Source organism: Streptomyces sp. NBC_01214, assembly GCF_026340975.1.
GTDB lineage: Bacteria > Actinomycetota > Actinomycetes > Streptomycetales > Streptomycetaceae > Streptomyces.
The window spans coordinates 1,267,188-1,290,417 of the sequence record NZ_JAPEOS010000002.1; the positions used below are offsets into that span (position 1 = coordinate 1,267,188).

A 23,230-nucleotide genomic window follows, 5' to 3' on the forward strand; every position below is an offset into this window, starting at 1 on the left:
GCCGAGAGAGCCGAGAGAGAGAACGCCCCACATGTCCAAGCACACGCTCTCCGTCCTGGTCGAGAACACGCCCGGCATCCTCGCCCGGATCGCCGCCCTGTTCTCCCGCCGCGGGTTCAACATCGACTCCCTCGCGGTCGGTGTCACCGAGCACCCCGACATCTCCCGCATCACCATCGTCGTCAACGTCGAGGACCTCCCGCTGGAGCAGGTGACCAAGCAGCTGAACAAGCTGGTCAACGTGCTCAAGATCGTCGAGCTGGAGTCCCACAACGCCATCGAGCGCGAGCTCGTCCTGGTGAAGGTCCGCGCCGACAACGAGACCCGTTCGCAGATCGTCGAGATCGTCCAGCTCTTCCGCGCCAAGACGGTCGACGTCTCCCCGGAGGCCGTCACTATCGAGGCCACCGGCGGCTCCGACAAGCTCGGCGCGATGCTCAAGATGCTGGAGCCGTTCGGCATCAAGGAGCTCGTCCAGTCCGGCACGATCGCCATAGGGCGTGGCGGCCGGTCCATCACGGACCGCAGCCTGCGCGCGCTCGACCGCAGCGCCTGACCCGCCCGGCCCGCCGCCGCGGACACGTGAGCCGGGTCAGACACGCCCTGCTCGCATAGCGAGACCGAGAAACTCAGATTCCGTTCCCCGCCGTACGGTGGGAGCAACACCAGCGCACCAAGGAGATATCCCAGTGGCCGAGCTGTTCTACGAGAACGACGCCGACCTGTCCATCATCCAGGGCCGCAAGGTCGCGGTCATCGGTTACGGCAGCCAGGGCCACGCCCACGCGCTGTCGCTCCGTGACTCCGGCGTCGACGTCGTCGTCGGTCTGAAGGAGGGCTCGAAGTCCAAGGCCAAGGCCGAGGAGCAGGGTCTGAAGGTCGTCCCCGTGGCCGAGGCCGCCGCCTGGGCGAACGTGATCATGATCCTCACCCCGGACCCGCTGCAGGCCGAGATCTACGAGGAGTCCATCAAGGAGCACCTCCAGGAGGGCGACGCGCTCTTCTTCGGCCACGGCTTCAACGTCCGCTACGGCTTCATCAAGCCCCCGGCCAACGTGGACGTCGCCCTCGTCGCCCCCAAGGGCCCGGGCCACCTGGTCCGCCGTCAGTACGAGGAGGGCCGCGGCGTTCCGTGCATCGCCGCCGTCGAGCAGGACTTCACCGGTTCCGCCTTCGCGCTCGCGCTCTCGTACGCGGCCGGCATCGGCGGCACCCGCGCCGGCGTCATCAAGACCACCTTCACCGAGGAGACCGAGACCGACCTGTTCGGTGAGCAGGCCGTCCTCTGCGGTGGCGCCTCCGCCCTGGTCAAGGCCGGTTTCGAGACCCTGACCGAGGCCGGCTACCAGCCGGAGATCGCGTACTTCGAGTGCCTGCACGAGCTGAAGCTCATCGTGGACCTCATGTACGAGGGCGGCCTGGAGAAGATGCGCTGGTCGGTCTCCGAGACCGCTGAGTGGGGCGACTACATCACCGGTCCGCGCGTCATCACCGACGCCACCAAGGCCGAGATGAAGAAGGTCCTCGCGGAGATCCAGAGCGGCGAGTTCGCCAACACCTGGATGGCCGAGTACAAGGCCGGTCTGCCGAAGTACAACGAGTACAAGAAGGCCGACGAGGAGCACCTGCTGGAGACCACCGGCAAGAAGCTGCGCAAGCTGATGAGCTGGGTCGACAGCGACGAGAGCTGATCTCGTGGTGGTGGGGCCGGGACGCGTGAGGTCCCGGCCCCGTCGCGCGTCGGCGCAGGAACCCGCTCGTCCGAACGGGCGGGCCGCAAGGGATCCGGGGTGCCGGGAATCCGCCCCTCGCGGGCGCGGCTTGTCCACCCCGGCCAACCACGGACGGGTGATCCTTCCGTACAGGCGGAAATCCGGCCCGTCAGCGCCACTACACTGCTCAACACATACGCGTCAGGCCCACAGTGTCGTGCGTCTTCCACGCGGCTACCCCCTCCACCGCCTGCGGCCGTCGGGACGGCCGTCCGCACTGGACTTGTGAGGACCCACGTGAGCTCGAAACCTGTCGTACTCATCGCCGAAGAGCTGTCGCCCGCCACCGTCGAGGCGCTGGGCCCGGACTTCGAGATCCGGCACTGCAACGGCGCGGACCGCGCCGAGCTGCTGCCCGCGATCGTCGACGTGGACGCGATCCTCGTCCGCTCCGCCACCAAGGTCGACGCCGAGGCCATCGCCGTGGCCAAGAAGCTGCGGGTCGTCGCGCGCGCCGGTGTCGGTCTGGACAACGTGGACGTCTCCGCCGCCACCAAGGCCGGCGTGATGGTCGTCAACGCGCCGACCTCGAACATCGTGACCGCGGCCGAGCTCGCCTGCGGCCTGCTCGTCGCCACCGCCCGCAACATTCCGCAGGCCAACACCGCCCTGAAGAACGGCGAGTGGAAGCGGAACAAGTACACGGGTGTCGAGCTCAGCGAGAAGACCCTCGGCGTCGTGGGCCTCGGCCGCATCGGCGTGCTGGTCGCCCAGCGCATGTCGGCCTTCGGAATGAAGATCGTCGCGTACGACCCCTACGTACAGCCCGCGCGCGCCGCCCAGATGGGCGTCAAGATGCTGGCGCTGGACGAGCTCCTGGAGGTCGCCGACTTCATCACCGTGCACCTGCCCAAGACCCCCGAGACCCTCGGTCTCATCGGGGACGAGGCCCTGCACAAGGTGAAGCCGTCGGTCCGCATCGTCAACGCCGCCCGCGGCGGGATCGTCGACGAGGCCGCGCTGTACACGGCCATCAAGGAGGGCCGCGTCGCCGGCGCCGGCCTCGACGTGTACGCGAAGGAGCCCTGCACGGACTCCCCGCTGTTCGAGCTCGACCAGGTCGTCTGCACCCCGCACCTCGGCGCGTCCACGGACGAGGCCCAGGAGAAGGCCGGTGTCTCGGTCGCCAAGTCGGTGCGCCTCGCGCTCGCCGGTGAGCTCGTGCCGGACGCGGTCAACGTCCAGGGCGGTGTCATCGCCGAGGACGTCCGTCCGGGTCTGCCGCTCGCCGAGAAGCTCGGCCGCATCTTCACCGCCCTCGCGGGCGAGGTCGCGGTCCGCCTCGACGTCGAGGTCTGCGGCGAGATCACCCAGCACGACGTCAAGGTGCTGGAACTCTCCGCCCTCAAGGGTGTCTTCGAGGACGTCGTCGACGAGACGGTCTCCTACGTCAACGCCCCGCTGTTCGCGCAGGAGCGCGGTGTCGAGGTCCGACTGACCACCAGCTCGGAGTCCCCGGACCACCGCAACGTGGTGACCGTCCGCGGCACCCTGTCGGACGGCCAGGAGGTCTCGGTCTCCGGCACGCTCGCGGGCCCGAAGCACCTTCAGAAGATCGTCGGCGTCGGCGAGTACGACGTGGACCTGGCGCTCGCCGACCACATGGTCGTGCTGCGCTACACCGACCGCCCCGGTGTGGTCGGCGCCGTCGGCCGGGTCCTCGGCGAGGGCGGTCTGAACATCGCGGGCATGCAGGTCGCGCGGGCCGAGGAGCACGGCGAGGCGCTCGCCGTCCTCACCGTCGACGCCCCGGTTCCGGGAGATGTCCTCGCGGACATCGCCACCGAGATCGGCGCCGTTTCGGCGCGCACGGTCAGCCTCGCCTGAGCCCGTCAGGGTGACGACGTGAAGGAAGGGCCCGGGGGACGCCCCCGGGCCCTTCCGCGTTCCGCCGGCTGCGCACCGCGGTGAGCGGTTCAGTGGTGCGTCGCCTCGTGGACGCGGACTTCGGGACCCGTCGAGGGCCCGGCCGAGGGCCCGGCCGAGGGCCCGGCCGCGGGCCCGGTTGCGGGCCCGGTCGCGGGCTCCGCCGCGGGCGGGGCGGGTGCTTCGATCCCGCGGAGCAGGGCCGCGGCGAGCACGGCCGCCCCGAGCAGCAGCGCCGTACCGCCCCAGGCCGCGTACTGCATTCCGTGGACGAAGGCCTCCCGGGCCACGGCCAGCACCTGCTCCCCGGCCGGCCCGCCGATGTGGTGGGCGGTGGCGACGGCCCCGCCCAGGGTCTCCCGTACCGCGGGCTCGGCGCCGGCCAGGTCGCTGCGGTAGACCGCGGTGCCCAGGCTGCCGAGGAGCGCCATGCCCAGGGCGCCGCCGAACTCCGTCCCGGTCTCCAGCAGGGAGGCGGCGGAACCGGCCTTCGCCGCGGGGGCCGAGGCGAGCGCCATGTCGGCCACCAGGGACAGCACGGTGACGATGCCCGAGGCCAGTACCCCGGCGCCGGTGAGGATCAGCCACAGGGAGTCGGTGTCCACCAGGCTGATCAGGACGAACCCGGCGGCGGCGAGGGCGAACCCGCCGGCGATGACGTAGGCCCGGTCCACTTTCTGGGCCAGGGCGGCGGAGACCGGGGCCGCGGCGCCGATGACGACGGAGGGGGCCAGGCTCCATAGCGCGGCTTCCAGGGTGCCCATCCCGAGCACCGACTGGAGGTACTGGGTGGTGAAGTAGGCCGAACCCATCATGGCGAAGGCGGCGATGGTGTTCAGAGCGATGCCCGCCCCGAAACCGCGGCCCCGGAACAGTGCCCGGCTCACCATGGCGTCGTCACGGGAGCGCTGGCGGCGGACGAAGACGTATCCGAAGGCCAGACCGAGGGCGAGGCAGCCCAGGTAGCGGGGTTCGAAGCCCTCGGCGGCGATCTCCTTGAGTCCGTAGACGACCGGCAGCACGGCGGCCATGGAGAGCGGGACGCTCGCCAGGTCGAAGCGGCCGGGGTTCGGGTCCTTGAACTCCGGTACCAGGACCGGGACCAGGAGCAGCAGGAGCAGCATGGCGGGCACGTTGATGAGGAAGACGGAGCCCCAGTAGAAGTGGTTCAGCATGACCCCGCTGAGCACCGAGCCGAGGGCGATGCCGCCGGTCATGGCCCCGGACCAGATGGCGATGGCCTGCCCGCGCTGCTTGTCGTCCTGGAAGAGGTTCCGTACGAGGGCCAGCGTGGAGGGCATCAGGGTCGCGCCGCCGATGCCGAGCAGGATGCGGGCCGCGATGAGCATCTCGGCGCTGGTGGCGTAGCCGGCCCCGATCGAGGCGAGGCCGAAGGCGGTCGCGCCGATCAGCAGCAGCTTGCGGCGGCCGATCCGGTCGCCGAGCGAGCCCATCGTGATCAGCAGGCCGGAGAGGGCGAAGGCGTAGCTGTCGAAGATCCAGAGCTGCTGGGTGGAGCTCGGGTCGAGCTGGTCGGTGATGGCCGGGATGGCGAAGTAGAGGACGGAGACGTCCATCGAGACCAGGAGCAGGGGCAGCAGGAGGACGGCGAAGGCGGTCCATTCGCGGCGGCCGGCACGTCGCGCTGTGGCAGCGGGAGTTGTCATGAGCAGGAATGTACACACGTCTTAAACGCTTGTCTATGACGTCTGTCTAGAACTGTTGTCTGGGACGCTTGTCTTGCTACCGTGTCGCCATGGGACATCGCGAAGATCTGCTCGAAGGCGCCAAGAAGTGCCTGGTCGAGAAGGGGTTCGTGCGCACGACCGCGCGCGACATCGTCAGCGCCTCGGGGACCAACCTGGCCTCCATCGGCTACCACTACGGCTCGAAGGATGCCCTCCTCGCCCAGGCCTTCATCGGCCTGATGGAAGAGTGGGGCGCGGTATTCCAGAACGGGCTCGACGGCGAGGGCGGATCGCTGGAGCGCTTCCGCTCCCTGTGGGAGGGCGTGCTGGAGCAGCACGAGAAGTCGGGCCCGATCTGGGCGGCCAGCCTGGAGGTGGCGCTCGGCCGGGACCAGCGGCCGGAGTTGAGGTCCATGCTCGCGGCCTCGCAGGCCGAGGGGCGCCGGGGGCTGATCTCGATGCTCACCGGGACCCCGGAGGACCAGCTCGACGAGCGGGACGTACGGACGCTGGGCGCCTTCTACCAGGCCCTGCTGAACGGCCTGATGATCCAGTGGCTCTTCGACCCGGAGTCGGCCGCGACCGCCGAGGAGTTCACCGAGGGCATGCGCCGGGCGGCCGAGGCGATGACCCGGCCCTAGGTCGCGTCCGCAGTCCCGCCTGCCCCGCGACGCCTGGCACGCACCTCGCGCGACGCCCCGCTCGCCCGGATCGCCGTCGACCCCGGGGAGGCGGTGACACCACCGGTCCGGCCCGTTGAGGGCAACGACGGCGGGACGGCCCGGCTGTTCGGCCTCCGGGGCGCCCCGGACGCGACCACCGTCGGTGTGACGGCGGGTCACGGGAGCCGTGACGGCGGCGTGGCCGTGGACGTCCCGGAGAGCGTCGGCACGGTGGTGCTGTTCGGCCGGATCCTGCCCGGCGCCGCCCCGGAACCGGGCGCGGGCTGCGATGCGATGCTCCACGCGCTGACCGTCGAGGTCGTGCTGAGCCGGTCGGTGGGGGACCGGATCGTCGTCGACGCGGCCACGGGCCGGGCGTTGGAACACGGCCAGCGCCGGGGCCGGGGTCAGCGCCAGGGCGGCTGACGGCCGATCACCGCGCGGTCCGTACACCGGCCCGATCGCCGGCGCCCCCGACCCGGGCCGTCCGCGAAGGAGCGGTCCCGGCCGGCCGGAACCTGGTTGACGCGGGCGCGCGACGGGTTCGTAGGGTGGCGCCATGCCCGACGACACCCCCAACACCCCCGACACTCCAGAGACTCCAGACGCCCCCGCCACCTCCGGCCGCCCCGAACCCGCCGAGTCACCGCTGATCGGCAGCCTGCGTACGGCCGTTGCCGCAGCACCCGCGGACGTACCCCTGCGGCTGCACCTCGCCGAGCTGCTGCTCGACGCCGGGCACGGTGGCGCGGCGGTGGCGGAAGCGGCGTTCGCGCTCAGCCACGCACCCGGTGACCCGCAGGCACGGGCCCTGATGGCGCGGGCCCTGGGCGGCCCGGCGCCCTCCGTGCCCGTCGAGCAGCCGGCGGCTCCCGCCCGGCAAGGCGGCGGTTTCGACTGGACGGCCGCCGAGCAGGAGGTCGGGGACGTCCTCCCGCCCCGGTTCGTCGCGTCACCCGACACCAAAGAGGCGCCGCTCGCCGTCGACGGCAGTGGGGACCCCGGTGACGCGAGCGCGTACGACGTGGAGGCGCCCGATGCGCCCGGTTCGGTGCGCCTCGCGGACGTCGGCGGGATGCAGGAGGTCAAGGACCGCCTGGAGGCCGCCTTCCTCGCGCCCATGCGCAATCCGGAGCTGCGCAAGCTCTACGGCAAGAGCCTGCGCGGTGGGCTGCTCCTGTACGGGCCGCCCGGTTGCGGCAAGACGTTCATCGCCCGGGCCGTCGCCGGTGAACTCGGCGCGAACTTCATCTCCGTGTCGATCAACGACGTGCTCGACATGTGGGTCGGCAACTCCGAGCGCAACATGCACCAAGTGTTCGAGACCGCCCGCCGGCAGGCGCCGTGCGTGGTCTTCCTCGACGAACTGGACGCGCTCGGCGCGAAGCGCAGCCGCACCCAGCACAACGGCATGCGCAACACCGTCAACCAGCTCCTGACCGAGCTGGACGGCGTCGACGACGTCAACGACGGGGTGTTCGTGCTCGCCGCGACCAACGTCCCCTGGGACGTGGACATCGCGCTGCGCCGCCCCGGGCGGCTCGACCGCACCCTATTGGTGCTGCCGCCCGACGGCCCGGCCCGCGACGCGATCCTCCGCTACCACCTGCGGGACCGCCCCATCGAATCGGTCGACGTCGGCAAGATCGTCAAGGCCACAGAAGGCTTCTCCGGCGCCGACCTCGCACACGTCTGCGAGAGCGCGGCCGAGACGGCTCTGCTCGACTCCGCGCGCACCGGCACCATACGCATGATCAACACGAAGGACGTGCTGGGCGCCGCGAAGGCGATCCGGCCGTCGACCGAGCCGTGGTTCGCGGCCGCCCGCAACGTGGCGATGTTCGCCAACGAGGGCGGCGTGTACGACGAGCTGCTCGCCTATCTGAAGAAGGCACGGAAGCTGTGACCGCACTGCACCCGCTCGTCGAGCAGGCGTCCGCCCTGATGGACCTCGAACGGTACGACGACGCCCGCGCGCTGCTCGGCCGGCGGCTCGCCGAGGACCCGACCGACGTGAACGCCTGGGTGTACCTCGCCAGCTGCCACCAGTCGGTCCGGGATTTCGAGGAGGCGCTCACCGCCACCGGCGAAGCTCTGGCGCTCGACCCGGAGAATTTCAGCGCCCACCACATACGCACGTACGCGCTGCGTCGCACCGGCCGGCGGGACGAAGCGCTGGCCGAGGCCTATGAGACGATCCGGATCGACCCGCAGAAGTGGAAGGGCTACGCGGGCCTCTCGGAGGCCCTGGGCGCGTGGCAGCCGCGCTGGCCCGAGGCGCTCGACGCGGCGGCGACCGCCGTACGGCTCGACCCGGACGCGGCCGGCGCGCACTACGCGCTGTGGAAGGCCGCGGCGATGAACGGCCGCTCGGACGTGGCGCGGCAGGCGGTCTCCGAAACCCTGCGCATCGACCCCCAGGATGCCTGGGCCCTGAGCCAGCGGGCAGGGTACGCCGACTGGGACGCCGCCGCGCCGCCGCTGACCGGCGCGGGCGCCAAGCTGCCGGCTGCTGCCGATGCGTACGCCACCGCGCTCGCCGTCGACCCCCAGGACCACGGGCTGCGCAAGGGCCTGGACGGGGCGGTGTTCCGGATGCTGCGCGGCACCCGCTGGCTCGCGCTGCTCTGCCTGGTGATCGCAGCCCTTGCCGGACGGACCTTCCCGACCGGCGACGATCCCACGGCGCTGCCCGGGCCGCTCGGCATCCGGCTCTACGCGCTCGTCCTGATGGCCGCCGTCTGGGGCTTCGGTGCTTGGCGCCGCTACCGGGCGATGCGCAGCGGGGTCCGGATGAGCCTGTGGTCGCTGCTCCGGCGGCTCGGCTGGGCATGGCTGATCGTTGGGCAGGCGGCGTGGTGCACGCTCACCGCCGTGGTCATCGTGACCGTGCCGTGGTCCGAACGGATCGTCCCGCAGGTGCTGTTCTGGGTGGCGCTGGTACCGACCCTGCTCACCGTGTGGTTCGAGCGCGCGGCGATGCGCGCCTGATCGAAGGGACGGCGCTCAGGCCAGGCGGGAGGCCTTGAGGGCCATGTGGAGCAGCAGGCGGTCCTCGCCCTCGTCCAGGTCGAGGCCGGTCAGCTGCTCCACCCGGGCCAGACGGTAGTAGAGGGTCTGGCGGTGGATGCCCAGGGCGGCCGCCGCGCGGCCCGCCTGGCCCGCGCAGTCCAGGAAGACCTCGGCGGTGCGGGCGAGTTCGCGGTTGGCCGGGGTCAGCAGGGTGCGCGCCGCGGGGTCGTCCACCGGATCGGCGGCGAGCGTCGCCAGCAGCCGGTACGGGCCGATCGCCGACCACTGGGCGACCGGGCCGAAGCGGGGCTGGGCCGCGGCCGCCCGGGCGGCGGCGACGGCCTGCTCCCAGGCGGCGGGCAGGTCCGCGAGGCCCCGTACGGGGTCGGCGACGCCGGCGGTCACCCCGCGGGCGACGGCCGTGGTGGTGGCCCCGATGCCCCCGCCCGTGCCCGTCCCGCCCGCGCCCGCCCCGCCGGCGGCCCTTCCGCCCGTTCCCGTCGCCTCCGCCGCGCGCGGCAGCAGCCGGGCCACCGCCGCCAGGGCCGGAGCCAGTGCGTCCGTCGAGCGCAGCCGGAGCAGTACCGCCAGCGCCGGATCACCCGCGGGCTCCGACCCCGGTCCCGCTGCCGCACCGGACCCGGCTGCGCCGCCCGGCTCGCCCCCGGCCCGCCGCGGTACGACGCACACCGCCGCAGCGCCCGGTACCGATGCCGGAGCCTCTCCGGGCCACGGCGCCACGCAGACCGCCGCGTGCAGCCCGTCCCCGCCCGGCCCGAGGGCGGCCCGCAGTGCGGCCACCGCCATGTCCTGCGGCCAGCCCGGACCGGCCGTGAGCACCGCCAGGAACTCCCGCGACAGGTCGGCCCCGGCCTTCGCCTCCTCGGCGAGCAGCACCCCGATGCGCTGGGCCACCTCCATGGCCGCGTCCAGCGCCGCCGGCTCCGGCCCGGGCTTGCCGGGCTCCTGGTCCAGCAGCCACACGTAGCCCTGCACGATGCCCCGGTACCGCACGGGCAGGCAGATCCGTCCACGGAACACCCCGGCGTCGGGCGCCGCCGGGATCCGGACCGGCCCGGTGGCGCGGGCGATGCCGAAGCCCTCGAACCAGGACCGCACGTCCGCCGTCGACTGCCGCGTCAGGATCGAGCGGGTCCGTACCGGGTCCATGGCCAGATCGTCGTCGCTGTCGTGGGCGCCGAAGGCGATCAGCCGGAAGTCCCGGTTCTCCAGGGTCGCCGGGGCGCCGAGCAGCGCGGAGATCTCGTCCACCAGGTCCTGGTAATCGCCCTTCACGCGGACATTCTCCCACCCCGGCGCGGACCCTTCAGACAGATGTATGAGATCCGGGACACGGATGCGTGACAGCTGTCGATGGCAGAGGATCAAAGCGATCCTTAGGTTTCACGGTGGTTTTACTTGCGCATTTCTTCTGCCACCCGTTGGAGGTGCCCCCGTGCTGGGTCCCGTGATCCTCGCCGCTTCGCGCAGCGACAAGATGCGTCGCATCGTCTCCGCCGCCCCGGTGACCAAGCCCGTGGTGAATCGGTTCATCCCCGGCGAGACCGTCGACCAGGTCATCCCGATCGTCGAGGAGCTCACGCGGAGCGGCCTGGAGGTCACCCTCGACGTCGTCGGCGAGGACATCACCGAGGTCGAGCAGTCCTACGCCGCCCGGGACGCCTACCTCCAGCTCATCGAGCGCCTCGCGGAGCTCGGTCTCGGCGAGAAGGCCGAGATGTCCGTCAAGCTGTCGATGTTCGGCCAGGCCCTGGAGGGCGGCCACGAGCTGGCGCTCGCCAACGTCCGCCCGGTCGTCGAGGCCGCGGCCGCCATCGGCACCACCGTCACGCTCGACGCCGAGGACCACACCACCCTCGACTCGATGTTCGCCATCCACGAGGAGCTGCGCCGGGACTTCCCGCAGACCGGCTGCGTGATCCAGGCGTACCTCTTCCGCACGGAGGCCGACGCCCGCCGCCTGGCCGCCGCCGGCAGCCGCGTCCGCATCGTGAAGGGCGCTTACAAGGAGCCCGCCGAGGTCGCCTACCTGGACAAGGCGGAGATCGACAAGGCGTACGTGCGGATCCTGAAGATCCTCATGGACGGCGAGGGCTACCCGATGATCGGGTCGCACGACCCGCGGCTGATCGCCATCGGCCAGGAGCTCGCCCGCACGGCCGGGCGCAAACTGGACGAGTACGAGTTCCAGATGCTGTACGGCATCCGCAGCGAGGAGCACCTGCGGCTCGCCGCCGAGGGCCACCGGATGCGCGTCTACACCGCGTACGGGACGGACTGGTACGGCTACTTCATGCGCCGCCTCGCGGAGAAGCCGGCCAACCTGCTCTTCTTCCTCCGCTCGATGATCACCAAGAACTAGGCACCCCACTAGCTCAAGGAGTTACCAGCCCCATGGATGCTGTGACCCAGGTCCCCGCGCCGGTCAACGAGCCGGTCCACTCGTACGCCCCCGGCACCCCGGAGCGCGCGCGGCTCGAAGCGCAGCTCAAGCAGCTGTCCGAGAACCCGATCGACCTCCCGATGACGATCAACGGCGTCAAGCGGATGGGCGGCGGCGAGCGCTTCGACGTGGTCCAGCCGCACGACCACAAGTCGGTGCTCGGCACCTACGCCAACGCCACCGAGGCCGACGCGCAGGAGGCCATCGACGCCGCCCTCGCCGCCGCCCCGGCCTGGCGCGCGATGTCCTTCGACGACCGCGCCGCGATCATCCTGCGCGCCGCCGAGCTGCTGTCCGGTCCGTGGCGCGAGAAGCTCGCCGCCTCGACCATGCTGGGCCAGTCGAAGACCGCCCAGCAGGCCGAGATCGACACCCCGTGCGAGCTCGTCGACTTCTGGCGCTTCAACGTCCACTTCGCCCGCCAGATCCTGGCCGAGCAGCCGGTCGCGAACTCCGCCGGCGTGTGGAACCGCAGCGACCACCGCCCGCTCGAAGGCTTCGTCTACGCGATCACGCCGTTCAACTTCACGGCCATCGCGGGCAACCTGCCGACCGCCCCCGCCCTCATGGGCAACGTGGTCCTGTGGAAGCCGTCCCCCACGCAGACCCACTCCGCGATCCTCCTCATGGAGCTCCTGGAGGAGGCCGGCCTGCCCAAGGGCGTCATCAACCTGGTGACCGGCGACGGCATCGCGGTGTCGGAGGTGGCCCTGAACCACCCCGAGCTGGCCGGCATCCACTTCACCGGCTCGACCAAGACCTTCCAGTACCTGTGGAAGACGGTCGGCAACAACATCGAGACGTACAAGTCCTACCCGCGCCTGGTCGGCGAGACCGGTGGCAAGGACTTCGTCGTCGCGCACCCGTCCGCGGACCGCGCCGTCCTGAAGACCGCCCTGACCCGCGGTTCCTTCGAGTTCCAGGGCCAGAAGTGCTCCGCGTCCTCGCGCGCCTACGTCCCGGCCTCGATCTGGAACGACGGCTTCAAGGAGGCCTTCGCGGCCGAGGTCGACGGCATCACCATGGGTGACGTCCGCGACCTGACCAACTTCATCGGCGCCGTCATCGACGAGCGTTCCTTCGCGAAGAACAAGGCCGCGATCGACCGCGCCATCGCCGACCCGACCTGCGAGATCATCGCCGGCGGCACCTACGACGACTCGGAGGGCTACTTCGTCCGCCCGACCGTCATCGCGTGCACCGACCCGGAGAACGAGGTCTTCACGACCGAGTACTTCGGCCCGATCCTCGCCGTGCACGTCTACGAGGACGCCGACTTCCACGCGATGCTCGCGCAGATGGAGTCCGTCTCGGCGTACGCCCTCACCGGCTCGATCATCGCGGCGGACCGGTACGCGGCCGCGGACGCGATGGAGAAGCTCCGCTTCGCGGCGGGCAACTTCTACATCAACGACAAGTCCACCGGCGCCGTCGTCGGCCAGCAGCCGTTCGGCGGTGGCCGCGCCTCGGGGACGAACGACAAGGCGGGCGCCGCGTCGAACCTGATGCGCTGGACCTCCACCCGCTCGATCAAGGAGACGCTGGTCGCGCCGACCGACTACGCGTACCCGCACATGGGCTGATCCCGGCCCCCCGCTGAACCCCGCCCCCGCTCCGGTACCCCCAAGTCCGGAGCGGGGGCGGTATCCATTTCCCCCACCGACAACTCCTGCTAGCCTGGCTGTAGTTGTCGTGTACGGCGACACGCTCCAGCACCCGGGCCCGGCTTCCCGGGGGAGCGCAGGGCTCTGACGAGTTCCCGTACGGGGCGGGGTCACATCACTGGGAGATACGCACACCTCTACGCTGCCGAGCCGGGGCGCAGCCCGGGGAGACGTATGTCCAAGCGCACCGACAACCGCCACCGCGTCGCCACGATCTGCCGTGAGTCCACCGGCCTGCCGCACCACACCTGCCTCGGCTGGGCCGAAGCCGGCCTGATCACCCGCCACCAACCGGTTCCGGAACCCGAGGACGAGGCGCAGCGCACCCTCGAATCGCTCCTGGTGGCCGAGCTCGCCGACGGGCTGCGGGAACACGAGCGCCGTGACGGGGCCCTGTTCGGCTTCACCGCCGCCCGGCCGGCCCGCGCCGGTCTGGCACTCGTCCTGCATCCGGCCATGGCGGACCAGGTCCTTTCCACGGTGCTGCCGCGCATCGACGAGGCCTACGGCGGACTGCGCGGGGTGCCGGGGTTGCGCATCGCCCCGATGGGCCGCAGCTGGGTGCTGAACCAACTGCAGAGCCGGGCAACGGTGGCGGTGGTGCACCCCGACCAGGACTGGCGCCCGCTGCTGCCGGAACACGGTGACGGACTGACGCAACTGTGGCGGCGCAACCGTCATCGCCTGCACCCCGTCGAGGCGGCGGAGCTCGGCGGGCGCGCCGGCGCGGGGGGCGACCCCGGATCGGTCATGGCGCAGGACTGGCTGAACAGCAGGCTGCTGCGGCGTCCGGGGCTGCTGGGCGCAGCCGGAGCCGCGCACGGATCGGCCAACGTGTACACCCACGGGGGTGGGGACGTGGTCGTCGAGTGGTGCTGCGGCGTGGAACGGGACGAACTCGAGCGGCGGCTGCGTCGCAGCGGCCTGGCGGAGCGGCCGGACCGGATCGCCGAGCGGCTGCGGGACCAGCCGTGGTTTCCCGGTGAGATCGCGATGGGCGGAGCCTTCGTCACCCTGCGGCGCGGGCCCTGTTACGCGCCGGACGCCCCGGCGGGGGAGGCGCTGTCATGCTGACCGCGGTGGTCGTGACGGCGGCCGTGCTCGGGGTGGCCAAGGTGGCGCGGGACTGGCTGATCCTGCGGCAGGTGCGGGCCGCCATGGACGCCGGAACCCCGGAGGACCGGGTGCGGATCGGGATGCGGCTCGCGGAAGCGCTGGGCGGCGGCGGGCAGCAGTCCGGGCCCGCTCCGGAGCCGCCCGCCGGGGAGGTCGTCACACCTCCACGATGACCTGGTCCAGGGACTTGCGCAGGAGGTCGGGGACCTCGCAGTCGTCCGCCGGGTAGCCCACCGGGATGACGGCGAAGGCCTTCTCGTTCTCCGGGCGGTTCAGGACGTGGCTGAGGAAGCGCATGGGGCTGGGGGTGTGGATCAGCGCCGCCAGCCCGGACAGGTGGAGCGCGGACAGGAGCATGCCGACCGCGATGCCGACCGACTCGTCCACGTAGTAGTGCTTGCGCTTGGTGCCGTCCGGGCCGAGCCAGTAGCGCTGCTGGAAGACCACGATCAGCGCCGGGGCGTCCGTGAGGTGGGTCTTCACGGCGTCCGTGCCGAGGGGACGCAGGGCGGCGAGCCATTCGTCGCCCAGCCGGCCGTCGTAGGACAGCTGTTCCTCCTGCTCGGCGGCCGCGCGGATCTGCTGCCGCACGGCCGGGTCCTTGACCAGGACGAAGGTCCACGGCTGCTGGTGCGCCCCGGAGGGAGCGGTCGCGGCGCAGGCGATGGCGTCCCGGACCACCTGCTCGGGCACGGGGTCGGGGGAGAAGCGGCGTACGGTCCGTCGCTCGTCCATCCGGGCCCGCAACTCGGCGGCGCGCGCCAGGGATTGCGGCTGCGGCATCCGCGCGGGGCGGTAGGCCACCGGGCGGTACGGATCACCGTGGGTGGGCGTCCACTGCCCGGTCTCAGGAGCGGTCCCGGAGGCGGTCTCAGGTGTGGTCTCAGGCGACATGGAGCAGATCTTCACGCCGCTGCGCCGCCCGCCGCCAGGGCCGTACGCGGACCTCCCGCCCGGTATGCACGGGCGCGGGCGATTTCGGAGGCGGTGGTCACCGGTCGATTCCTCCTGCGGAACACCATCGTCCACCGGTGTGACCTGGAGCCGACGGACCCGGCGCGGACGGCGCGCAGCGCCGCGGCCCCCGCTCCGGCGGCCGTCCGCGGGCACCGGGCGCGGGTGGACCACCCCGGCCCCGCCCACCGTACGTACCCGCGGCGGACTGGGCGGTGCGGGCGCTACCGAGGTGGACCACCGGGACGGTCCCGCGCCGGCGGCGCGGTGCACGTCCGTCCGGGCGCGGCCGCGGGCGGTACGGACGGCCTGCGCCCGGCAGCGCTCCGGGTTTCGAACCCCCGGCTGTTTCCGGCCCTTTCCGGCCGTACCGGGCCGCCGGCGCGCGTTGGTACGGTCGTCCGATGGAGAATCGCGTACGACACACGGCGGAGCTGACCGGTACGGAGCTGCGCGAGATCCGGGCCCTGCTCGATGGGGCCTTCGACGGTGACTTCGCCGATGAGGACTTCGAGCACGCCCTCGGCGGGATGCACGCGCTGGTCCGGGACGCGGGCGGGGACCTCGTCGCGCACGGCAGCGTGGTCATGCGGCGGGTCGTGCACCGGGGGCGGGCCCTGCGCACCGGGTACGTCGAGGCCGTGGCCGTACGGGCCGACGCGCGCCGCCGCGGCCTCGGCGGGCAGGTCATGGCCCGGCTGGAGCAGGTCGTGGCGGGGGCCTACGTGCTGGGCGCGCTGTCGGCGTCGGAGGAAGGGGCCGGGCTCTACCTCGGACGCGGCTGGGCGGTGTGGCCGGGCCAGGTGGGGGCCCTCTCGCCGGACGGGCCGGTGAGGCTCCCCGAGGAGGAGGGCTCCACCTACGTGTGGGCGCCGCCCGGCGGGATCCGGCTGGATTCGGCCGGGCGGCTCGACTTCGACTGGCGGGACGGGGACGTCCTCTAGACCCGGGCCCGGGCCCCGTCGGGGCGGCTACGACCCCGTGACGCTGGCCGAGCCCGTTTCGATGTGGCCCGTGTAGCGGCGCGACCAGGTGCCGTCGGAGTCGGCGAGGATCGTGAAGTCGTACCAGCCCTTGCTGTAGGCCACGGCGTTGAAGAAGTCCTCGCGCGAGGAGTTCGCCGGGACCGTGTAGGTCCACGGGCCGTCCGTGCGGTAGGCGTTCGAGCGGATCGTGAACGTGACGGGGGAGCCGGAGGAGTTCTTCATCTTGAAGTAGACCGCCGGCTTGCCGGTGCCCGGCTCGACCGCGAAACGGGCCGCCACCTCGATGTCCTTGCCCGGCTTCGACGCGTCTCCGATGAAGCGGCGCAGGAAGCGGTTCGGCCCGAGCATCGAGATGTCGTACTTGCCCGAGCCGTGGCCGAGGCCGATGTGGAAGTAGTCGCTGCTGGTGCCGCCCGGGTCGACGGTGTACTGCCAGGCCGTCGTGTCCCGGTGCTGGTGCGGGTGGATCGAGAAGTGCGCCGCCCGCTTCGCCTCGGCGCCCTGGTTGGTCATCGAGAACCAGGCCGTGATCTGACCGGTCGGCCCGAACTCGAAGCGGTCCAGGTTGCCGTTCGCCTGGTACGGCAGGGCCCGCGCCGGACGGGTGCCGGGCTCCTGCGCCGGGAGGGCGTTGTTCTGCGGCGTCGGGTTGGGGAGCGGGGCACAGGTCGCCTGGCCGATCACCTTGGCGGTGGACGGGAGGCCCGCGGGGACCCCGTAGACCGGGCGCCCGAAGTCGAAGACGCCGGTCAGGTCGCCGACCACCTTGCGGCGCCAGGCGCTGATGTTCGGACAGGTGGCGGGGGTGCCGAGGGCGGCCGTCCACTTCTCCATGAACCGCAGCACCGAGGTGTGGTCGAAGACCTCCGAGCTCACCCAGCCGCCGCGGGTCCAGGGGGACATCACGATCATCGGGACGCGGAAGCCGAGGCCGATCGGGATGCCGTCGATGTACTCGCCGGGGGTGCCGGGCGGGGCGACCGGCGGTGGGACGTGGTCGAAGAATCCGTCGTTCTCGTCGTAGTTGAGGAAGAGGACCGTGGAGTCGAACACCTCGGGGTCGGCCGCCAGGGCCCGGTAGACCAGGTCCACGAAGTGGGCTCCGTCGCCGGGCGGGGCGTAGGGGTGCTCCGAGAAGGCCTCGCTGGCCACGACCCAGGACACCTGGGGGAGGGTGCCCGCCATGACGTCGGCGCGTATCGCGGCCGCGATGTCGTCCGGGGTGGAGCCGGTGACCTTGGGGACCGAGCCCATGCCCCGGTCCCACAGCGGATCGCCGGGGGCGGCGTCCGTGAACCGCTTGAAGTAGGCGAGCCCGTTGTCCCCGTAGTTGTCCTGGGCGTTCTGGTAGACCTTCCAGCTCATGCCGGCCCGCTGGAGGGCCTCCGCGTACGTCTCCCAGGTCAGCCCGGACTCGTCGCCGCCGTCCTTGCTGGTGGCGTCGATCTTGCCGCTCCACAGGAAGGTGCGGTTCGGGCCGGTCGCGCTGAGGGCGGAGCAGAAGTACGCGTCGCAGATCGTGTAGTGGTCGGCGAGGCCGTAGTGGAAGGGGATGTCCCCCCGGTCCAGGTGACCGAGGGTGCGGACGTTGCCGACGCCGGTGACCCAGTTGTCCATCCGGCCCTTGTTCCAGGCGGCGTGCTGCGAGGTCCAGCTGTGCGGGAGGTCGCCGGTGCACTGGGCCAGGGTCTCGCTGTCCGCGCCGCCCGCCGGCGGTGTGGCCGACAGCTTCCACGGGTACTGGCGGCCGCCCCAGTTGGGCTGGTTGAACGTGCCCCAGCCGCCCGGGATGTTGCCGGCGGCGCGGTCGCCGAACCCGCGGACGCCCTTCAGCCTGCCGAAGTAGTGGTCGAAGCTGCGGTTCTCCTGCATCAGGACCACCACGTGCTTCACATCGGTGATGGTGCCGGTCGCAGCGGCCGCGGCCGCCGTCGTCGGCGTGACCGCGGGCAGGGTGGCGCCCGCCACGAGCCCGGCGCCGATTCCCACGAAACCTCTGCGGCTGATCGGTGTCACTGGCCCCTCGCCTCCCACTCAAGTGCCCCGCTGGCACATCGACGGCAAGAGTGGCGGCGCCGGGATCAAAGGTCTACAGCCGTGCGGTAAGAAAACGGTGAACAACAGGGTGGCCGGAATCAGTTGCCGATCCGGACCAGCATCTTGCCCAGGTTCTCCCCGCGGAGCATGCCCAGGAAGGCCTCCACCGTCCGGTCAAAGCCCTGGACAACGGTGGTGTCGGTACCGATCCGGCCGCTGCGCAGATGAGGGACGAGGAAGTCCTCCAACTCATCCTGCAGATTGGTGTGATTGCGAACCAATACGCCTTCCAGGCGCAGGGACTTGTGTACGACCTCGAAGAGGTTGCGGGGCGCGGCCGGCGAGCGGTCCCCGTGGTACGTCGAGATCGCACCCACCCAGGCGATCCGCCCGAAGTCGCGCAACGCGTCGATCGCCCCCTCCAGGTGGTCCCCGCCGACGTTGTCCACGTAGATGTCGATGCCGTCCGGGGCGGCCTGCGCGAGCTGCTTGCCGACCGGCCCGTCGTGGTAGTCGAAGGCCGCGTCGAAACCGAGTGCGCCGGTGAGGTGGCGGACCTTGGCCGCCGAGCCCGCGCTGCCGATGATCCGCCGGGCACCCAGCAGTCGGGCGATGTGTCCGGTGGCCGTGCCGACCCCGCCGGCGGCGGCGGAGACGAAGAGGTCCTCGCCCTCGCGCAGGGTGGCGGTCCGGGTCAGCGCGGCGTACGCGGTCAGGCCGGTCCCGCCGAGGATGCTCAGGTACGCCTCCAGCGGGACGCCGTCGTGGCCGCGCAGCTTCCGCGTCCCGTCCGTGCCGAGGGTGACCAGGGCGTGGGTCCGCCAGCCCGCGCGGTGGAAGACCAGGTCGCCCTCGCGCAGCCCCGGGTCGCGGGAGGCGAGCACCCGGCCCACCGAGCGGCCCTCCAGCGGGGTGTTCAGCTCGAAGCCGTCCTCGCCGCCGTCCATCATGCCCCGGTGGTATGGGTCCACGGAGAGCAGGAGGTTCTCGACGAGCGCGGTGCCGGGCGTCGGCTCCGGGACCGGGGAGGCGACGTAGGCGAAGTCCCCGGCGCTGGGGAAGCCGGTGGGGCGGGCGATCTGGTGGACGGCGTGAGCGGTGTTCGTGGTCATGGGACAGACGCTAGGAAGGAATGGCCGGCCCGGGCAGGGGGTTGCGTTCATGGAAGCCCCACACCCATGAACACCGCTCATAGAACGAGGTGGAAGCGCCGATGGCGGGAAGTACGGCCGACCTGCTGCCCCAGGAACTGCGGATCCTGGTCGCCGTCGCCGACCGCGGCGGCTTCTCCGCCGCCGCGGCCGCGCTCGGCCTCACCCAGTCGGCCGTCTCCCACTCGGTGCGCGGCAGCGAGACCAAGGTCGGCACGGTGCTCTTCGAGCGGGGCCGTGCCGGAGCAGCACCCACCCCGGCGGGGGAGCGGGCCGTCGCCCTCGCCCGCCGGATCCTGCGGATGTACGAGGTCCTCGGTGCGGAGGTCCGGGGCGCGGGCCGGGGCACGGTGGAAGGGGTGCTGCGGATCGCCGCGTTCCGCAGCGCGGCCCTGCACCTGTTGCCGCCCGCGCTGGAGCGGCTCACGGCCCGGCACCCGGGCATCCGCCCCGAGGTCCGCGTGGTGCGCGAGATCGGCGCCGGAGCGGCCGGGGAGGTGGCGGCGGGCCGCGCCGACCTGGGCATCGCCACGCTGGGCGGCGCGCAGGACCTGGCCCCCGGCCTGCTGACCGGGGTGCTCGCGCAGGAGGCGTACCGGCTGGTCCACCCGGCCGGGCACCCGGACCCGAAGGGCCTGCCGCTGATGGACTGGGACGAGAACTGCGGTTCCTACACCCGCTCCTGGTGGCGGGCCCAGGACTGGATCCCGCGGGCGACGGTCAAGGCGGAGGACGACGCGATGGTGCTGACCATGGTCGGCCGCGGGCTCGGGATGGCGATCATGCCCGAGCTGTCCCTGAGGGAGGCGACCGAGGCGGTGGACATCACCGATTTGGGCCCTGAGGGGCCGGTGAGGCAGGTGGGATACGTCACTACGTCGGAATCGGCCTCAACTCTCGCCGTACGTGCCCTGATCAGGGAACTTCGCTCCGAGAAGGGCTGAAACGGACCCTCTGGACGGGCCTTTCCAGGGGGCTGCGCGTCTCAGATAGTAGGAAGCCCGAGTAATTGCCGAGACATACAACGGGACCTGGCCTAGCTTTGTAGAAGCCGAACGTCTCGCCAATCAGGCGAATGGCGGTCGAGAGCGTGCGCCCCTGGCAGGCAACCCCTGCGGCGCACTGCTCCCCGCCTCTTCCGGCGCCTTGAAGGAACCCCTCATCCGTGGCCCCGCCACGCCGTGATCTCAAGGAGTCGATCACCATGACCGCTTCCACCGCCACCCGCCGCGTCCGCCACACCTCCGCCTCGGCCGACGACCGCAAGAACGCCGCCGCCGCTCTCCAGCGCGCCCTCGACCGCCGTGACAACGGCGGGTCGACCGGCCACTGACCTGCGCCGCCCGAGACGTTCTGCGTCCACTTGGGTCCACATTGGTCCACATGATGGACGCAGAATGTCTGAGGGCTGGGACACGGAGTACGGTTCCGTCATGTCGACCAGCATCAATCTCGCAGTGATCCCCGGTGATGGCATCGGCCAGGAAGTCGTGGCTCAGGGACTCAAGGTCCTTACCGCGGTCCTGCCCCAGGATGTGAAGCTGGAGACCAAGCAATACGATCTCGGCGCCCAGCGCTGGCACCGCACCGGTGAGACCCTCCCGGACGCGGAGCTCGAAGCCCTGAAGCACCACGACGCGATCCTGCTGGGCGCGATCGGCGACCCCTCGGTCCCGTCCGGCGTGCTGGAGCGCGGTCTGCTGCTGAAGCTCCGCTTCGCCTTCGACCACTTCATCAACCTGCGCCCGTCGAAGCTGTTCCCGAACACGGCCACCCCGCTCGCCGGCCGCCCGGAGATCGACTTCGTCGTGGTCCGCGAGGGCACCGAGGGCCCGTACACCGGCAACGGCGGCAGCCTGCGCACCGGCACCCCCGCCGAGGTGGCCACCGAGGTCAGCATCAACACCGCGTACGGCGTCGAGCGCGTCGTCCGTGACGCGTACGAGCGAGCCAACGCCCGTCCGCGCAAGAAGCTGACGCTGGTCCACAAGAACAACGTCCTCGTGTACGCGGGCCACATGTGGAAGAACATCTTCGACAAGGTCGGCCAGGAGTACCCCGAGGTCACCACCGACTACCTGCACGTCGACGCCGCGACGATCTTCTTCGTCACCCAGCCCGAGCGCTTCGACGTCATCGTCACGGACAACCTCTTCGGTGACATCCTCACCGACCTGGCCGCCGCCGTGACCGGCGGAATCGGCCTCGCCGCCTCCGGGAACATCAACCCGACCGGCGCCTTCCCGTCCATGTTCGAGCCCGTCCACGGCTCGGCCCCGGACATCGCCGGCACCGGCAAGGCCGACCCGACCGCGACGATCCTCTCCGTCGCCCTCCTGCTGCGTCACCTGGGCTACGAGGCCCAGGCCGTCCGCATCGAGGACGCGGTCTCCGCCGACCTGGCGGAGCGCGACGGAACCTTCCGCTCCACCGACGCGATCGGCGACGCCCTCGCCGCTCGGGTAGCCGGCTGACCCGGTAGCTCCACCTCAGGAAGCCGCCGGGTCACAAAGGGACCCGGCGGCTTTTCCTGTGCGGCCCCGGGTGCCACCATCTCCCCTGGGCCGCTCTCCCCGCTTCTCCGAAGCCTGCCCGCGCGCGATAATCGAACGCGAGGCCGCGGAATGCGGGGAAGCTCGGACGTCCTAGTGCGCCGTGAGCGCGGTCCGCCATACACAACCGGTGAAGGACAAGCACTCATGACGACGCCCACGATCGAGCTCAAGCCCTCCTCGAACCCGCTGTCCGATGCGGAGCGCGAGGCGATCCTGGCCAGCCCCGGCTTCGGCCGCCACTTCACCGACCACATGGTGACGATCAAGTGGACCGAGGGTCGCGGCTGGCACGATGCCGAGCTGGTCCCGTACGCGCCGCTCGCGATCGACCCGGCGAACATGACGCTGCACTACGCGCAGACGATCTTCGAGGGCCTCAAGGCCTACCGCCAGCCCGACGGCACCGTGGCCACCTTCCGCCCCGAGGCCAACGCCGCGCGCTTCCAGTCCTCCGCGCGCCGCATGGCCATGCCGGAGCTGCCGACCGAGCTCTTCATCGAGGCCTGCGACGCGCTGATCAAGCAGGACCGCGCCTGGGTGCCGGACTCCGGCGAGGCCTCCCTGTACCTGCGCCCCTTCATGTTCGCCTCCGAGGTCGGCCTCGGCGTCCGCCCGGCGAACGAGTTCCTCTTCATCGTCATCGCCTCGCCCGCCGGCGCGTACTTCCCCGGTGGCGTCAAGCCCGTCTCCGTCTGGCTCTCCGAGGACTACGTCCGCGCGGTCAAGGGCGGCACGGGCGCCGCGAAGACCGGCGGCAACTACGCGGCCTCGCTGGTCGCGCAGGCCCAGGCGGCCTCGCATGGCTGCGACCAGGTGGTCTGGCTCGACGCCGTCGAGCACCGCTGGATCGAGGAGATGGGCGGGATGAACCTGTACTTCGTGTACGGCGACCGCATCGTCACCCCGGAGCTCACCGGCTCGCTCCTTCCCGGCATCACCCGTGACTCCCTCCTCACCATCGCCCGCGACCTCGGCTACACCGCCGAAGAGGGCCGCCTGACCACCGAGGACTGGCAGCGCGACAACGAGAACGGCACCCTCACCGAGGTGTTCGCCTGCGGCACCGCCGCCGTCATCACCCCGGTCGGCTCGGTCAAGTCCGAGCGCGCCAACTGGACCCAGGGCGACGGTGAGCCGGGCCAGGTCACCATGCGCCTGCGCAAGGCACTGCTGGAACTCCAGACCGGCCACAGCGCCGACACCCACGGCTGGATGCACCCGCTGGGCTAGTCCCGACCGGCCCCCGTACGTACGCAGGCCCGCGCCCCGGAACGTCCGGGACGCGGGCCTGCGTACGTACGGG

General features: G+C 71.5%; 21 protein-coding genes. 16 read left to right on the forward strand and 5 right to left on the reverse strand.

Annotated features, from left to right (window positions below):
- Positions 1-31: 31 nt before the first annotated feature.
- From ilvN to serA, 3 genes are all read left to right on the forward strand, one after another.
- Positions 32-556 (forward strand): acetolactate synthase small subunit, encoded by a 525-nt coding sequence (gene ilvN / locus OG594_RS30730; RefSeq protein ID WP_030010002.1) that lies wholly within the window; start codon positions 32-34, stop codon positions 554-556.
- A 133-nt stretch (positions 557-689) separates the two neighbouring features.
- Positions 690-1,691 (forward strand): ketol-acid reductoisomerase, encoded by a 1,002-nt coding sequence (ilvC, locus tag OG594_RS30735; protein WP_030010003.1) that lies wholly within the window; start codon positions 690-692, stop codon positions 1,689-1,691.
- A 318-nt stretch (positions 1,692-2,009) separates the two neighbouring features.
- On the forward strand, positions 2,010-3,599 hold the full coding sequence (serA, locus tag OG594_RS30740; RefSeq protein ID WP_266605264.1) for a phosphoglycerate dehydrogenase: 1,590 nt from the start codon (positions 2,010-2,012) through the stop codon (positions 3,597-3,599).
- Between the two features lie 89 nt (positions 3,600-3,688).
- On the opposite strand, the gene OG594_RS30745 is transcribed toward serA, so the two are convergent.
- Positions 3,689-5,305 (reverse strand): MFS transporter, encoded by a 1,617-nt coding sequence (locus OG594_RS30745; RefSeq protein ID WP_266605266.1) that lies wholly within the window; start codon positions 5,303-5,305, stop codon positions 3,689-3,691.
- Positions 5,306-5,394: 89 nt separating this feature from the next.
- Here OG594_RS30745 and OG594_RS30750 point away from each other — a divergent pair, with 89 nt between their 5' ends.
- From OG594_RS30750 to OG594_RS30765, 4 genes are all read left to right on the forward strand, one after another.
- Positions 5,395-5,967 (forward strand): TetR/AcrR family transcriptional regulator, encoded by a 573-nt coding sequence (locus tag OG594_RS30750; RefSeq protein ID WP_266605268.1) that lies wholly within the window; start codon positions 5,395-5,397, stop codon positions 5,965-5,967.
- Between the two features lie 93 nt (positions 5,968-6,060).
- Positions 6,061-6,414, forward strand: a complete 354-nt coding sequence (locus OG594_RS30755) for a hypothetical protein (RefSeq protein ID WP_266605270.1) — start codon at positions 6,061-6,063, stop codon at positions 6,412-6,414.
- A gap of 223 nt (positions 6,415-6,637) precedes the next feature.
- On the forward strand, positions 6,638-7,894 hold the full coding sequence (locus tag OG594_RS30760; RefSeq protein WP_266606645.1) for a 26S protease regulatory subunit: 1,257 nt from the start codon (positions 6,638-6,640) through the stop codon (positions 7,892-7,894).
- A complete protein-coding gene (locus OG594_RS30765) occupies positions 7,891-8,979 on the forward strand; it encodes a tetratricopeptide repeat protein (RefSeq protein WP_266605272.1) in 1,089 nt (362 codons plus the stop codon). The genes OG594_RS30760 and OG594_RS30765 overlap by 4 nt, the downstream gene beginning before the upstream one ends.
- Before the next feature lie 15 nt (positions 8,980-8,994).
- Here OG594_RS30765 and OG594_RS30770 read toward each other — a convergent pair whose 3' ends face one another.
- Positions 8,995-10,296 carry a CdaR family transcriptional regulator gene (locus OG594_RS30770; protein ID WP_266605274.1) on the reverse strand — a complete coding sequence of 434 codons (1,302 nt, stop codon included), beginning with the start codon at positions 10,294-10,296 and terminating at the stop codon, positions 8,995-8,997.
- A 160-nt stretch (positions 10,297-10,456) separates the two neighbouring features.
- Here OG594_RS30770 and OG594_RS30775 point away from each other — a divergent pair, with 160 nt between their 5' ends.
- From OG594_RS30775 to OG594_RS30790, 4 genes are all read left to right on the forward strand, one after another.
- A complete protein-coding gene (locus OG594_RS30775; protein WP_266605276.1) occupies positions 10,457-11,383 on the forward strand; it encodes a proline dehydrogenase family protein in 927 nt (308 codons plus the stop codon).
- A gap of 32 nt (positions 11,384-11,415) precedes the next feature.
- The gene (pruA, locus tag OG594_RS30780) at positions 11,416-13,047 is read left to right on the forward strand and encodes an L-glutamate gamma-semialdehyde dehydrogenase (protein ID WP_266605278.1); all 1,632 of its coding nucleotides are present in this window, start codon (positions 11,416-11,418) and stop codon (positions 13,045-13,047) included.
- Positions 13,048-13,302: 255 nt separating this feature from the next.
- Complete coding sequence (locus OG594_RS30785; RefSeq protein ID WP_266605280.1) at positions 13,303-14,202, forward strand: hypothetical protein; 900 nt, start codon at positions 13,303-13,305, stop codon at positions 14,200-14,202.
- Positions 14,196-14,417 carry a hypothetical protein gene (locus OG594_RS30790; protein ID WP_266605282.1) on the forward strand — a complete coding sequence of 74 codons (222 nt, stop codon included), beginning with the start codon at positions 14,196-14,198 and terminating at the stop codon, positions 14,415-14,417. Before OG594_RS30785 ends, OG594_RS30790 begins: the two co-directional genes overlap by 7 nt.
- Here OG594_RS30790 and OG594_RS30795 read toward each other — a convergent pair.
- The gene (locus tag OG594_RS30795) at positions 14,401-15,138 is read right to left on the reverse strand and encodes a nitroreductase family protein (RefSeq protein WP_266605284.1); all 738 of its coding nucleotides are present in this window, start codon (positions 15,136-15,138) and stop codon (positions 14,401-14,403) included. The genes OG594_RS30790 and OG594_RS30795 overlap by 17 nt on opposite strands.
- A 464-nt stretch (positions 15,139-15,602) precedes the next feature.
- On the opposite strand from OG594_RS30795, the gene OG594_RS30800 reads away from it, so the two are divergent.
- Positions 15,603-16,142 carry a GNAT family N-acetyltransferase gene (locus tag OG594_RS30800; protein WP_266605286.1) on the forward strand — a complete coding sequence of 180 codons (540 nt, stop codon included), beginning with the start codon at positions 15,603-15,605 and terminating at the stop codon, positions 16,140-16,142.
- A gap of 27 nt (positions 16,143-16,169) precedes the next feature.
- Here OG594_RS30800 and OG594_RS30805 read toward each other — a convergent pair whose 3' ends face one another.
- Together OG594_RS30805 and OG594_RS30810 are read right to left on the reverse strand one after the other, a co-directional pair.
- Positions 16,170-18,200, reverse strand: coding sequence for a phosphocholine-specific phospholipase C (locus OG594_RS30805; RefSeq protein ID WP_266605288.1), 2,031 nt, complete (start codon positions 18,198-18,200; stop codon positions 16,170-16,172).
- 119 nt (positions 18,201-18,319) lie between these two features.
- On the reverse strand, positions 18,320-19,333 hold the full coding sequence (locus OG594_RS30810; protein WP_266605290.1) for an NADP-dependent oxidoreductase: 1,014 nt from the start codon (positions 19,331-19,333) through the stop codon (positions 18,320-18,322).
- 101 nt (positions 19,334-19,434) lie between these two features.
- On the opposite strand from OG594_RS30810, the gene OG594_RS30815 reads away from it, so the two are divergent.
- From OG594_RS30815 to OG594_RS30830, 4 genes are all read left to right on the forward strand, one after another.
- Positions 19,435-20,316, forward strand: coding sequence for a LysR family transcriptional regulator (locus OG594_RS30815; RefSeq protein ID WP_266605292.1), 882 nt, complete (start codon positions 19,435-19,437; stop codon positions 20,314-20,316).
- A 260-nt stretch (positions 20,317-20,576) separates the two neighbouring features.
- Complete coding sequence (locus OG594_RS30820) at positions 20,577-20,705, forward strand: hypothetical protein (protein WP_266379422.1); 129 nt, start codon at positions 20,577-20,579, stop codon at positions 20,703-20,705.
- A 100-nt stretch (positions 20,706-20,805) separates the two neighbouring features.
- Positions 20,806-21,846: a 3-isopropylmalate dehydrogenase gene (locus tag OG594_RS30825; RefSeq protein ID WP_252309876.1), complete on the forward strand. Its 1,041-nt coding sequence runs from the start codon at positions 20,806-20,808 to the stop codon at positions 21,844-21,846.
- Positions 21,847-22,071: 225 nt separating this feature from the next.
- Positions 22,072-23,157 (forward strand): branched-chain amino acid aminotransferase, encoded by a 1,086-nt coding sequence (locus tag OG594_RS30830; protein ID WP_109781535.1) that lies wholly within the window; start codon positions 22,072-22,074, stop codon positions 23,155-23,157.
- Positions 23,158-23,230: the final 73 nt, after the last annotated feature.